Source organism: Aeromonas diversa CDC 2478-85 (assembly GCF_000819805.1).
In the GTDB taxonomy this organism is placed as follows: Bacteria; Pseudomonadota; Gammaproteobacteria; order Enterobacterales; family Aeromonadaceae; genus Aeromonas; species Aeromonas diversa.
Window position 1 is genome coordinate 152,887 of record NZ_CDCE01000037.1, and the last position, 13,131, is coordinate 166,017.

Sequence of the window (13,131 nt, forward strand, 5' to 3'; positions counted from 1 at the left end):
GTTGGAAGGGGGGGATGGCCCAAACCTGGATCTGGGATCAAGAACGCCTACAGCCTCGCCTGCCGACTCATTTTCAGGGCAACATTATTCCAGAAAGCCTGCTCTCCCCAGCCGCCGAAGATGGCGAGCGCTGGCTGCAAGGCATCGATGGGTGTGAATGGCAGCGATGGCATGATGGCATTCTGGTCGAGAGCCGCCTGAGCGAATACCCAGATAAGGCGGCCATCGCCTGTGATTACACTCGACGCCTGCCGCTGCAAGGGGCCGAACGCACATGGCTGGTGATGTGTGCGGCGGCGGCCGTGACCATGTTGCTGCTCGCGAGCCTACTGCTGCAAGGGGGCATGGCGCTGCGCCATTGGCAGGCGTTGACACAGCTGGAAGAGCAGCTATCTGCTCAGGATGAGTCCGCCGTCATGGAACAGCAAGCTCGTCTGAGAGCCGAGCGGCTGCGCCAGCGGTTACTGACGCAACGATCGTTGCTGCAACAAGAAAACACCCTGCTACTCAATCAAATCCTGGAGCAGATACCGGCGACGGTAAGCAATCTCCAGCAGCTGGTGATCCAGCCAGGTCGTATCGAGATGACATTAAATGACAGCCAACCGGATCCGAGGGGCTATGTGACGCGATTTGATGGCCTGCAGGCGGGGGCCATGGTGCTGCGTAATGTGCAGATCCAACTCAATAGCAATGGGCAAGGCGTTCGCTTTATTGCAGAGATAGACAGAGTCACCCCGGCGGGGAGAACAGGTTCATGAGCCTGCAGCAACAATGGCGCCAGCTTTTGGCCGAAAGTAAAGAGCAGTGGGACACCAACGCCAGGGTACGTTATGGCACCTTGGCGATTGGCCTGATTTTTTTGCTGTGGCTTAATCTGGTGATGAGCGATCTGCGTGCAGATCTGCAAAGCCGTGAAGCCTCGGCCCTCAACCAGCTGGCTGAATATCAGCAAAGTTCCGGTAAAGAAAGCTGGCCCGATCGGCTCGCTCAGGTGCGTCAGGGGCTGGATGCTACAGCCCGCCACTTTGGTCGTGCCCAGAGCGAAGCATTGGCCCGTGCCGACTTGCAGAGTCGCATTGCCGCCCTGCTCAAGGAAAATGGTTTGGCGCAGGGCCAGATTGAGGTCTCGAGCGCACCGGCTGCCGATGCGGCAACGGCGCTGACACCGCTCCAACTGCGCATCAGTGGCAGGGCCAAGGCGTTGGGGCTGCTCAAGGTGATCAACCGGCTCGAGCGCACGGATCCGGTATTACGTGTGGAGAATTTAACCATTAGCAATCAGGTCGGGGATGAACTGATTTATAACCTCATTGCCACCGTTTGGTTCCATCCCTTCGGAGCAACACCATGATGGTCAGGCAAAAGCAGCTCATCGCATTGGGCCTGACCTCTCTGTTTTCCGCCTTGCCGCTGGGTTATTTCACGGCACCGGAAGCGGAGATAGAGAATAATGTGGCCGCCACGCGCTGGCAGTTACCCACGGCGTTACCCGATCTCGCCATGGTTCAACCCGATCCACAGCGCATAGCGCAATTCTGGCCCGTCGAGCCCTCGTCAAGCACTGCCGATGGCGCGCAAAACGAGCACCAGAAAGACGCTCAGGGGGCAGAGGCGACCGAATGGCGCCTGGTCGCCGTGATCCGTCAGGGGGGGCACCCTCAGGCCCTGGTGCTGAGTCCGAAAAACAAGTTGTTGACGGTGTCGGTGGGGGCCGAGCTTGACCCACAGCAGCAGGTCACCAGCATTGAGCCGGATCGCGTACGATGGACAACCAGCACGGGCAAGCAGGGGACCTTGGTTCTCTACCCCAAGCCACAGGCAGCTCAGGCTAATACAACACAACCCTAATTCATGGCATAAAAACAATATGGATCTTCTGTTTAAATCCGAATCCCGTGCCGGGCATCATCTCCTGAAGGCCGCTGCGCCCCGACTCACACTGCTCGCACTTTCTCTGGGCATGCTGGCGGGCTGTGCGATCAATACCGATCCGACGGCGCTGCCCAAGCCAATCCGCGAGCAGCAGACGCAAGGGGCGATCAATGAAACGCTGCAGGCCGAGCAGGCGCAAGACCCGGCCCAGCGCAAACGCGATCGCTTCGGCATCACCCCGAGCCAACGTCAGAGTGTGCGGGTCATCACCCCAGATGACTCGACCCTGGGAGAGGCGCTCAAGGGCGACGCCATCAGCATGAACGTAAACAACTTCCCGTTGCCTGCCTTTATCAACGAGGTCTTTGGCAACCGTTTGGGGCTCTCGTTCACCATGACCCCCGAGCTGCAGAAAAAGGGTGATCTGGTTACCCTTCGCATGAGCGATCCCCAGCCGCCGGCGGTGCTGTTCAACACGGCGCGCAATGTATTGGCCGATTACGGGGTCGAGGTCAAGCTGCGCGATGGCCTCTATACATTCGGTGTGGCCCAGACCGTGGCCAATGACGCCTTGCCACTCATGGTGAGTGGCGGTGCCCTGCCAGACGTCCCCATGTCCCATCGCCCCGTGTTCCAGATTGTGCCGATGAAGGTGGTGCGTAGCGATCAGATGGCCGCCTGGCTGGCCGAGATGTTCGGTAATTCTCAGCTCAAGATAAAGGACGATCGCATCATCAATGCCCTGATGCTGCGCGGTCCGGTAGAGCTGGTCAAGCAGGCGACCGAGGCGATCTCCCTGTTCGATCAGCCGGCGCTCAAGAGTAGCCATAGCCTGGCCATCAGCCCCGTCTATTCCGATGCCGATCAGCTGGGCAATGCCCTCATCAAGGTACTGCAATCCGAAGGGTATGATGTTGCCGACACACCGCCATTCGGTGGCGTCTTGGTGCTGAAGATGAAAGAGTTGCAGCGCATCATCGTCTTTGCCGCCGAGCCCCGCGTGCTCAGTCATGTGCGCCAATGGGTCGAGGTGTTGGATCGCGAGTCTCAGGAGAAGGTAGAGAACGGCCTCTTCATCTACCAGGTGCGTAACACCCAGGCCGCGTCTATCGCGACCATGCTGGGCGCGCTCGGTTATGGGGCCAACATTCCGGCAACCGGGGTCAACAGTAGCAATACCGTGAGTGCGACCGGCGAGCAGAGTGGCTCAGGATCCCTCACCGCCGGCGCGCCGGCAACGCCGGCCCCCACTTCAGTAGCGCCCAAGGGCGAGCAGGGGAGCGTGGTGGTCGATGGCAACCGCAATGCCCTCATCTTCAAGGGCAGTGGCCGTGAATGGGTGACACTGCGTCCACTGCTCGACGAGCTGGATAAGCCGGTGCCGTCCGTGATGATCGATGTGCTGCTGGCCGAGGTGAACCTCAACGATAAAGAGGGGCTGGGCGTCAACTGGCAAGGTATTCGTACCGATCTGGGGGCCAAAGATCTGGTCCTGGGAACCGCCAACCAACTTGGCAAGGCCGGTCTCAACATGACGCTTAACAGTGCCGGTCAGACACGGGCTACCCTCAACGCCTTCTATGACAACAAGCAGGCGGTGATCCGCTCCAGCCCCAAGTTGATGGTGCGCAGCGGTGAAGAGGCGCGCATCGAGGTGGGTAACGAGATCCCCGTCGTCACCGGCACCAACCAGGCCAGCGACAATCCCGATGCCCCCATCAACAAGACGGTGCAGTATCGCAAGACCGGTGTGATCCTCACCATCAAGCCGACGGTGCAGGCGAGCGGTGTGGTCGACTTGACCGTCAGTCAAGAGCTGTCGGAGCAGGCAGATACCTCAAACAGTTCAGAGAGCCTGACCCCCACCATCATGAATCGTAAGGTGCAGACGGCGCTGACCCTGCGTGATGGTGGCTCCGTGATGCTGGCGGGTCTTATCTCCAGCACCAAGGGGGAGGGCGATGCCGGCGTGCCGCTGCTGGGGGACATCCCCTGGATTGGTAGCCTGTTCAAGACCAAGAGCAACAGTGAAAACCGTACCGAGCTGGTGGTGATGATCATCCCCTATGTGATCCGCGACTTCAACGAGGCGCAGAGCCTGACCGAGCGCTATCAGCAGCAGCTCGAGCTCAATAATGCGCCGACCCTCAAGCGCCGCTACCTGCCGGGGCTGGCCCCCGAGGGGGCCAGCCAGTAAAGCGCGTGACTCGTCCTGCCTTATATAAGGCAGCACCAATAAAAAGCGGAGCCGATTGCTCCGCTTTTTTATTTGGCCGGCCTGCCGCCCTGGTGGTCACGGTTGGTGGTGCCCCCAGAGGCCTGAGCGACGAAAAATATTGATCAGGGGCTCTCGCCTGTTTTTTCCCCAGTTTGGGGCCGAGCCGCGCCGGCATAAATTCACAAAAAGATCATGATGATCGTCATGCTAAGGGATCGGATCAGTTCAGTGGCTGTTCAGTAGGAGCCAAAGCGGCGCCTTGCAAGGGGTCCACAACTGACGCCCTTGGGTGCCCAATGCAACCGCAATTGATAGTTTAGTCATAGAAAGGGGCTCAAAAGGGGCCCTTTATTTGTGATTTTTTTCACGCTTTGGTGCGTTTGGCGCTTTTATGGGCGCTTAAGAGATTGAGAGTGCTTGATTATTTTAATGCGACGGATATGATCAACAGGCTTTTAAGCAACAGAGCCTCATCTTTCCTGTGCATAGCACACCTTTCCGGAAAAGGGGCGTTTAGGCGGGAAAGCAGGTTTTAGTCTTACCTGAGGGAGCTCGGGTTAAACTAGTTTAATTTCGGAGAATGATTCTAATGAAAAAGACACTGATCGCCCTGGCCGTTGCTGGCCTGAGCTTCAATGCAGCTGCAGTGGTTGACTTTGACGCAGCCACCCCCACCGCGCTGAAGTTTGCTTCCGAGATCAAGTTCGATACCACCGCTGGTACCCTGCTGGTCAACGATGCCAACGCAATGGACATCACTGCAAAGGTTGGTTTCTCCATCTCTGCCAACAACCAGCGTTACGTTCGTTTCGACGTGACCGGTGCTGAGTTCGATGTTGCCAACATCGCTGCCGGCGACCTGACTGCCGTTTCTGGTACCTTCACCAAGACTGTATCCAGCACTGGCAAGACCTTCGTTATCTTCGAAATCAAAGATACCGCAGCTGCCATCGGCGCCAACGACGTGTTGACCTTCGCTCCGCGCATCCTGGCTAAGGCTGGCAACACTGTTAACGTCACCTACAAGCTGTTCGAAACTGCCGTAGCTGCCGTTGCCAACGATCCGGCTCAGGCTCTGGCCAACAAGAACGCCAACGTGGTGACCTTCACCCCGGCTCTGGCTGCCAAGTTCGTTGCCACCACCCCGGCCAAGATCGACGTATCTGCTGAGTCCAAGAAGTTCGAAGCCGGTGCCGTCACCAACACCGTTGGTAAGGTTGCTATCGGCATGACTGGTGCTCGTTGGACCGACGGTCAGGCTGCTGCCATGGCTGACCTGGTTGCCGCTGGCTCCAAGGTTGAAGTGACTGCCGACCTGTCTGCTGCCAAGAAGCAAGCTGCCGACGCCACCAAGGTTGACGTTTCTGCTCTGAAACTGAACGGCACCAACGCCACCACCATCGACACCGCCAAGGCCACCTTCGACCTGGTTGCTGCTGTGGGTGACGTGACCACCGATCCGGCTACCACCGTTGACCTGGTTCTGGAAGTAGACGGCAAGACCGCCATCAACGAGACCTCCTTCGTTGGTAAGTACCTGGTCAAGGCTGCTGCTAACTCCACCGCCACCGACCTGCCGATCGGCACCCTGTCCGAGCTGAAGAAGAACGGCGCCTCTGCCGAGCTGAACATCGCTCTGAAGCCGGCTGGTGCTTACAAGAACTTCGTTCGCATCTCCAACAAGTCTGGCATGAAGGGTGACTTCTTCGTTACCGTTATCGCCGACGATGGTAAGAGCGCTACCTTCCCGCTGTCTGCCGTTGCTAACCAGCCGGCCGCTCTGGAAGCCGGTGCCTCCACCACCCAGATGCTGGTTGACGACGTGTTCGCCGCCGCTGCTGCCAAGGGTCTGACCCTGGCCGGCGAAGGCAAGCTGCGCCTGAAGGTAGAAGGTCAGGTTCCGGCTAACATGATCAGCCTGCAGTCCTATACTGTTTCCAAGGATGGCAACACCTTCGCCACCATGAACAGCTTCTAATCCACGCGATTAGAGTCCAAGACGGGCAGCCTAGGCTGCCCGTTTTTTTATGTCTGCCGTTTAACAGGAGGAGTGATGCACTGTCTCGAGGGGGTGACGATTCACGAGCATGAGGGGCTGACGCTGTGTGGGCCGCTGCATGTGGGGGCCGGCACCGTGATCCAGGCCGCCGGCGGCGTCAGCCTTGGCGCCGGGGTGGTGATCTCGTTTGATTGTGTGCTCTGGAGCATCAATCACGACTACGAGGGGGAGCGTCTTCCCTATGGTCTGGCCAGGGTACAGGCCCCGATCGTGATCGAGGATTATGTCTGGTTAGGGCGTAATGTCCTGGTGGCGCCCGGCAGCCGGATTGGTGAAGGGGCCGTGGTCGCCATGGGCAGCGTGGTGAGCGGTCGGGTGCCAGCGCTGGCGGTCGTTGCCGGCAACCCGGCTCGGGTGGTCAAGTTTCGCAGTCCGTGGCGCTATTTGGCGCTCAAGCGTCAGGGGATGTCGCTGTGGCACGGTGCCGAGCAGTGCCCCGCCTGCTGCAATCCGAACTTTTATCTGACGCAGATCCGCGAACCGGGCGAGTGGGGCCTGTGGTGGCAATGGTTACCCCGTTGGCTGCGCTTTCGCTTGCAACAAGATATAATCGCCCGATTGTTATCAAAATAACCCTTTCCGAATGCAAGAAGAGCTGCCCGTTTGCCGCTTACTGGTACAGGATGTTGCCAAGACTTATCGCGTCTATGATTCACCCCAGCAGCGCCTCAAGGATCTCGTGGGGCTGTCTGGCCGCCATCAGAGTGTCGAGGCGCTGCTGCCGCTTTCGTTTCGGCTGGCCGCCGGTGAGACGGTCGCCATCATCGGCGCCAACGGCTCCGGCAAGTCGACCCTGCTACAGCTCATCTGTGGCACCCTGACTCCCAGTGGCGGCACCATCACCCGCCATGGTCGCATCGCCGCCCTGCTGGAGTTGGGGGCCGGCTTTAACCCCGAGTTCAGCGGCATTGAGAATATCTTTCTCAACGCCAGCATCAATGGCATGAGCCGCGCCGACACCGAGAGCCTGTTGCCACGCATCCTGGAATTTGCCGATATCGGTGAGCATGTGCATCAGCCGGTCAAGACCTATTCCAGCGGCATGTACGTTCGTCTGGCCTTTGCGGTCGCCATTCATGTGGAGCCCGATATCCTCATCATCGATGAGGCGCTGGCGGTGGGGGATGAGGCCTTCCAGCGCAAGTGTTTCGCCAGGTTGCGCGAGATGCAGAGCCAGGGGGTATCGATCCTGTTTGTCTCCCACTCGGCTGAGTCGGTGGTGTCGCTCTGTGATCGGGCCCTGCTGCTCGATCATGGTCAGCTGCTGTTTGATGGTGAGCCCAAACAGGCGGTGGGGCTCTATCAGAAGTTGCTCTATGCCCGCCCCGAGCAACGGGACGAGGTTCGCCAAGGGATCCTGGCGCAGTCGGCGGCTCCGACCATGGCCCCCGAGCCCGAGCCCGCAAGCGAAGCCGAAGCCGATCACCCTCTCCATCCGGACTTTTATATTGAAGGCTTGGTGGCGCAGAGCACCGATTACGTAGAAAATGGAGCCTCAATCGAGGAGCCTTTCCTGCTGGACGAGCAGGGGTTCAGGGTCAACCTGCTGCATAAAGGAAAGCGCTACCGCTACCGTTTCGCCGTGCGACTGCATCAGGATGTGGATAACTTCTTCTATGGCACCCTGATCAAACGGGTCGATGGGGTTTCCATCGGCGGGGTGAGCAGTGCGCCGCCGCAGCAGGCGAGTGGTGTCTCTCTTCCTGCCGGCAGCAGGCTGACGGTGGAGTGCGAATTTGAGCTGAGTCTCAATGCCGGCACCTATTTTATGAACGCCGGTGTCTATGGCGACACCGATCAATACAGCGGCTTCCTGGCGCGCAAGCTCGATGCACTCGTGTTCAAGGTGCTGCCCAATCCGGCCGAAACTGCGACCAGCTATGTGGATCTGGGCTTTCGGTGCCGGACCCTCTCACGGGCCTAAGTGGTGCGGTGGATTAAGCCAAGGGGTGGATGATGATCAATAAAACTCGACGCTGGGTTCTGGTACTCGGCATGCACCGCAGCGGTACCAGCGCCGTTGCCGGTGCCCTTGCCCATACGGGGATCGCCTTTGGTGATTCGTTTATCGAGTTGCAGGGGGATGTCAACGAGAAGGGGTTCTGGGAGCACGCAGAGCTGGTAGCGATCAACGAAGCGCTGCTGCAGGAGCTCGGCGGCGCCTGGTATGATCCCTTTACTCTGGCGGCCCGGTTCGAGCAGGGTTGGCGCCCCAGTGCCGCCCTGTTTACACGCATGTGTTCCTTTTTACGCGACCCCGAGTTTGCCGATGCCCCCCTGTGTGGCTTGAAGGATCCTCGCTTGTCCATCTTGCTGCCCTGCTGGCAGCAGGCGATCTCCGAGGTGGGGGATCAGGCCTGCTATCTGCTGATGAACCGCGACCTGGATCAGGTCGCGCGCTCGCTGCAAAAGCGTGACCAGATGAACCCGCTGCTGGGGGGGCTGCTTTGGGGCGAATATACGCTCTCGGCCGAAGCCTATACTCGCGGCCAGCCGCGCTGCTGGCTCGATTATGAGGTCATGTTGGCCGATCCAACCCGCGCATTGACCCAGATCCAGCAGGAGCTGGCCTTGCCGGCAGTGAGTGCCGTCGATTTCATCGATCCCGCCATGCAGCGCCAACAACGACGCCAAGCCAGCGCCCCCATATTGCCGAGCCTGGACGCTCTGGCTGCCCAGATAGCCAAGCATGGGGAGCAGATCCTGCAGCAGGATTGGTCCCACTGGCATACCCATTTTCGTGAAGAATTGGCCGCGGCCGGGCTCTGGCTGCCAGCCCTGGTAACCGATTTTCGTACCCTTAACCGGGTGGTGGTCGCCTCCCTGGCATTGGGAGAGAACCATACTCTGGCGCTGGCGACCATAGCGCAGCGCGATGAACAGCTTGCATCGTTGCAGCAGCAGTTGTGCTCTCTCGGTGAGCTGCACACGACTGCGCTCGATACCCTGAGGGTGCGCGATGCCGAGATCGAGAGACTCGATGAGCGGCTCAAGGAAGAGGGTGAGGCGCATGGATATGCCATTCGAATCGTGGAGCAGAGGGATCACGAGCTGAAAATGCTCCAGGGTCGCCTCAGTGCTATCGCTGCGCGGCCGTTGCTGCGCTGGTTTATCAATCGCTTTGTTACTGAATTGTGAGTTTATACATGCTCGAAATGAAACCCCTCGATATCATCATTCCTGTCTATCGGGGTCTTGACGAGACCAAGGAGTGTATCCTTTCCCTGCTGCCGGGGATGCCCGATTGGGCCAAGCTTATCGTCGTCAATGACTGTTCCCCCGAGCCAGCCTTGACCCAATGGTTGCGTGAGCAGGCCAGCCCCTTGGGATTCGAGCTTTATGAAAATGAGCAAAACAAGGGGTTTGTCGGGACGGTCAATTTTGGGATGGCACTGCATTCTGACCGTGATGTGCTGCTTCTTAACAGCGACGTAGAGCTCGCCAATTCAAACTGGCTGGAGCGGATGCGCCGCGCAGCCTATCGTCACGATCGGGTCGCCAGCCTGACCCCATTTTCCAATAATGCCACCATCTGTAGCTTCCCCCATTTTTGTCAGGATAATGAGCTATTTGCGGGGCTTGACGTCAACGCCTTGGATCGCCTGTTCGCCACCTTGCCACTCGAAGATGAGCTTGTCGAAGTGCCGACGGGAGTGGGCTTTTGCATGTATATCCGTCGCGATTGCCTCGATGCCGTCGGTTATTTCGATGAGCAGACCTTCGGCAAGGGCTATGGTGAGGAAAATGACTGGTGTCAGCGTGCCCATAAGCTGGGTTGGAAAAATTATCACCAGCTCAATGTCTTTGCGTACCACAAGGGGGGCGTCAGCTTTCAAGAGGAAGGGGACCCTCGCAAGGCACGGGCACTGGAGCTGCTCAATGCCCTGCATCCTAACTACACCCGCGATGTGATGGCCTTTATTGGGCAAGACCCTGCCAAGCAGGCCAGGATGATGGCCAAGATCAAATTTGTGGCACAAAGTGGGCTTCCCGTTGTGCTCTCGGTCGCTCATCACCTCGGTGGTGGTGTGGCCCAGCATGTTGCCGAGTTGGCCACTCACCATCTGGGTAAGGCCTACTTCCTTCGTTTGACCCCGGGCCAACAAGAAGGGCACGTCAATCTCTACCTCAGTGCCCTGGAAGACGATAAGAGCGATGCCTTTGTCTTCAATATTCACACCGAATATGAACTGCTTGTGGCCTTCTTGCGTGAGCTTGGCGTCGGGCGCGTGCATTTTCATCATGTCATGGGGCTATCGCCGCGAGCCTGGCTACTGCCCAGCTCGCTCGGTGTGCCATATGATGTGACGATTCATGATTATTACATGATCAATGGCAATCCCACCTTGACGGACAGCTATGGGCAGTTTGTCAGTGAGGAGCGCAAGGAGTGGGAGGACCTATGCCGACAAGCGGCGCAAATTGGCGTCTCGGGCGAGGAGTGGCGAAACGGCGTGCTGCCTTTGCTCTCGCGGGCCGAGCGGATCATCTATCCCTGTCGTGACCTTTATCAGCGCTTTAGCCGACTCTATGGCAACGAGAGTGAGCTCTCTGGCAAAGCCGTCGTGGCATATCACCCGGACGCGCAAGATTACGCTGAGCCCCGGCAGACGCATGTAGCGGGTGAACCCTTGCGGGTGCTGATCCTGGGGGCCCTGAGTCGTGAGAAAGGGGCGGACTTGCTCGAACAAGTTGCCCTGCTGTGCGACCCGGCCAAGGTGGAATTCCATTTGCTGGGCTACGGTTATCGTCCCTTGCGCGGCATCGTGAACCATGGTGCCTATAGCTTGTCTCAACTCGATGAGAAGCTGGATAACATTAAACCGCACGTGGTCTGGTTCCCGGCGCTGTGGCCTGAGACCTACAGCTATACGCTCTCCATTGCTCTCGAGCGTTGCTACCCTGTCGTTTGCCCGGATCTTGGCGCCTTTATCGAACGCACACAGGGGCGAGCTCACTCTTCGCTATTGCCCTGGGATATTAAGCCTCTCGATTGTGCTGCCTTCTGGCGAGCGTATGCTCAAGGCGCGGATCTGACCGCATTTGTCGCGACCGTTCAGGATGATGACAGCATCGAACTGCGTGAGCATTTCTATGCCGGTGAATATTTGCGCGTTGATCCGGTCGCGCAGTCAACCGATGCTGAAACGTTGGCAAAGATATGGTGTGAAAAGTTGTCACTTGCACCCACAGTCGTGTTGTTGTCGCGTAAAGAGCGCCTTTTACAGCTCTTGTGGAAGGTACGAAATCGCCCCTTCATTGGCTCCCTGGCGCGTCTTATTCCCTTCCGACTACAAAGAGCGATTAAGCGTTTTCTGAGCAGAAGACCGATACATGAGATTGTTAAGTAATTCGGTGTAATGGTGAGATAGTGCGGGAGTGAGCGAAACCAAAATATGCAGTGGCTATCTGAGCCAGCCGATAGAGGAGATCGTTCACCCCGTATATTGAAGACTTGTGGTAACGGTCCGTTTTGTATTACCGGTTAGAGACCTGCATGCAGAACGGACCATAAATAGGGGTATCCGTTGAATGACAATAAGAATGCGGCGTCTTTGGGATGATAACAGCACTAGCTTGGTCATATTTTATGTACTGGTCATGATATGCGCCATATGGAAAATGATACCCATTCTCAACGAGCGAGGCTTTTGGTCCGACGAGTTATTCACCGCTTCCGTAATTCGCTACCATCCTGTTTTTGATACTCAATATGAGCGAAAGACAGTGCTTCAGATTGAGATGGAGGACAGCTTTCTGACCGTGAAGGCCGGTGAGCAACATCCACCCATGTATGATCTTTCCCTCAAAGCGTGGGCGTCGCTCTTCGGTGATTCTGAATATTCACTACGCGGTTTTAATGTCGCTATCATTATGTTAGCGCTTTTATTTATTTTGACCGCATGTCGATCGAAGCTAAAAAACAAAACAGAACTGTCTATTATCGCCACCGCGTTGCTTTTGTTATGGCTCCCCGTGACTCAAAGTTATGTGACGCAAGCCAGAAGCTATATGTTTTTCATGATGCTTTCCACTCTCTGTCTCTTGGCATTTACCAAAGTGAAAACTGGGCATGGTAATGAGCGTGTTTGGCGGTATACATTTTATTCTTTAGCGACAGCGTCATTTTTAACCCATTATTATATGGCGGTGTTTATTGGTATCATTTACCTCTCCATTGCGTGGGATGATATAAAAAGAAGGCGTTATTGGCTTCCGGCAATTCCAGTGCCTTTTGTTGTGCTCTGGATATATCTTTCATATCACAGTCTTCTTTTCACCGCGAAGGGTGGCGTTGCGTGGTCTCAATTATCATACACTCAGTCCCTGAGCTCAATGTTGACTATAATGTATGGTTATTTTGGCTGGGGGATTGTTGCCATTGCACTATCTGCCGCCTATGTTTTTTTGAAAAAAAAGCACACTGAGCAATACATTGTCATCGCTATCTTACTGTCAATCGCTGTGTTGGCCTTTGTCTGCAAAAAATCAGGAATTCTCCATCCACGCCACTTTATCTTCATCATCCCTTGGTGCATCTATCTTTTGTTTCATGCACTGTCTAACCTGACAGAAAGAAAAACAGTACTCATACTCGTGGCTTTTCTTATCTCCTGGCTTTCCCCCCCAGCAGATAGTCAGGCTAATGTATATGAAAAAGAAGAGTACAAAGAAGCTGCGAAATTTATATCAGATGGTTATGGTGTTTCAAAGTATAAGATTTTTGCATCTTGGTCACCCAATGAAGCCTATTACAAATATTATCTTGATAACTACATGCATAAGAAGGTTGATATTGACATGCTTTCGGCGAGTGGCGATGTAGAGAATGCTTGCCAAGAAATTCGTGATGGCCATGCTTTATTATATGCTCACGGCTCTCATCACGAAATTATTAATGCATTTAAAGCGTGTGCCTTGATATACCAGGAAGTGAAATTCAATGGTATCGTGGTTATCGTTAAGTCTTGATGTGGAG

Annotated in this window: 10 protein-coding genes; all 10 read left to right on the forward strand. The window is 56.4% G+C overall.

The window, feature by feature from the left end; translation table 11 throughout:
* The first annotated feature begins 14 nt into the window (after positions 1-14).
* The 10 genes from BN1121_RS20230 (at position 15) to BN1121_RS17920 (ending at position 13,124) form a co-directional block, all read left to right on the forward strand.
* Entirely contained in the window at positions 15-761 is a 747-nt protein-coding gene (locus BN1121_RS20230) for a hypothetical protein (RefSeq protein WP_005349914.1), read from the forward strand.
* Positions 758-1,354 (forward strand): GspMb/PilO family protein, encoded by a 597-nt coding sequence (locus tag BN1121_RS17880; RefSeq protein WP_005349911.1) that lies wholly within the window; start codon positions 758-760, stop codon positions 1,352-1,354. Before BN1121_RS20230 ends, BN1121_RS17880 begins: the two co-directional genes overlap by 4 nt.
* Entirely contained in the window at positions 1,351-1,851 is a 501-nt protein-coding gene (locus tag BN1121_RS17885) for a hypothetical protein (RefSeq protein ID WP_005349909.1), read from the forward strand. Before BN1121_RS17880 ends, BN1121_RS17885 begins: the two co-directional genes overlap by 4 nt.
* Before the next feature lie 19 nt (positions 1,852-1,870).
* Positions 1,871-4,072, forward strand: coding sequence for a secretin GspD/PilQ domain-containing protein (locus tag BN1121_RS17890; protein WP_005349906.1), 2,202 nt, complete (start codon positions 1,871-1,873; stop codon positions 4,070-4,072).
* Positions 4,073-4,682: 610 nt separating this feature from the next.
* A complete protein-coding gene (locus BN1121_RS17895; protein WP_005349899.1) occupies positions 4,683-6,071 on the forward strand; it encodes a hypothetical protein in 1,389 nt (462 codons plus the stop codon).
* Positions 6,072-6,146: 75 nt separating this feature from the next.
* Complete coding sequence (locus BN1121_RS19070) at positions 6,147-6,725, forward strand: acyltransferase (RefSeq protein WP_005349897.1); 579 nt, start codon at positions 6,147-6,149, stop codon at positions 6,723-6,725.
* Between the two features lie 10 nt (positions 6,726-6,735).
* Complete coding sequence (locus BN1121_RS17905; protein ID WP_005349896.1) at positions 6,736-8,076, forward strand: ABC transporter ATP-binding protein; 1,341 nt, start codon at positions 6,736-6,738, stop codon at positions 8,074-8,076.
* Positions 8,077-8,108: 32 nt separating this feature from the next.
* A complete protein-coding gene (locus BN1121_RS17910) occupies positions 8,109-9,290 on the forward strand; it encodes a sulfotransferase family protein (RefSeq protein ID WP_005349895.1) in 1,182 nt (393 codons plus the stop codon).
* A gap of 8 nt (positions 9,291-9,298) precedes the next feature.
* Positions 9,299-11,503: a glycosyltransferase gene (locus BN1121_RS17915; RefSeq protein ID WP_005349894.1), complete on the forward strand. Its 2,205-nt coding sequence runs from the start codon at positions 9,299-9,301 to the stop codon at positions 11,501-11,503.
* 193 nt (positions 11,504-11,696) lie between these two features.
* On the forward strand, positions 11,697-13,124 hold the full coding sequence (locus tag BN1121_RS17920; RefSeq protein ID WP_005349893.1) for a glycosyltransferase family 39 protein: 1,428 nt from the start codon (positions 11,697-11,699) through the stop codon (positions 13,122-13,124).
* Positions 13,125-13,131 lie beyond the last annotated feature (7 nt).

Excerpts from the sequence above, each read along its gene's own strand:
- BN1121_RS20230 (WP_005349914.1), top strand. The coding sequence starts at position 15 with ATGGCCCAAACCTGGATCTGGGATCAAGAACGCCTACAGCCTCGCCTG.
- BN1121_RS17880 (WP_005349911.1), top strand. The coding sequence starts at position 758 with ATGAGCCTGCAGCAACAATGGCGCCAGCTTTTGGCCGAAAGTAAAGAG.
- BN1121_RS17885 (WP_005349909.1), top strand. The coding sequence starts at position 1,351 with ATGATGGTCAGGCAAAAGCAGCTCATCGCATTGGGCCTGACCTCTCTG.
- BN1121_RS17890 (WP_005349906.1), top strand. The coding sequence starts at position 1,871 with ATGGATCTTCTGTTTAAATCCGAATCCCGTGCCGGGCATCATCTCCTG.
- BN1121_RS17895 (WP_005349899.1), top strand. The coding sequence starts at position 4,683 with ATGAAAAAGACACTGATCGCCCTGGCCGTTGCTGGCCTGAGCTTCAAT.
- BN1121_RS19070 (WP_005349897.1), top strand. The coding sequence starts at position 6,147 with ATGCACTGTCTCGAGGGGGTGACGATTCACGAGCATGAGGGGCTGACG.
- BN1121_RS17905 (WP_005349896.1), top strand. The coding sequence starts at position 6,736 with ATGCAAGAAGAGCTGCCCGTTTGCCGCTTACTGGTACAGGATGTTGCC.
- BN1121_RS17910 (WP_005349895.1), top strand. The coding sequence starts at position 8,109 with ATGATCAATAAAACTCGACGCTGGGTTCTGGTACTCGGCATGCACCGC.
- BN1121_RS17915 (WP_005349894.1), top strand. The coding sequence starts at position 9,299 with ATGCTCGAAATGAAACCCCTCGATATCATCATTCCTGTCTATCGGGGT.
- BN1121_RS17920 (WP_005349893.1), top strand. The coding sequence starts at position 11,697 with ATGCGGCGTCTTTGGGATGATAACAGCACTAGCTTGGTCATATTTTAT.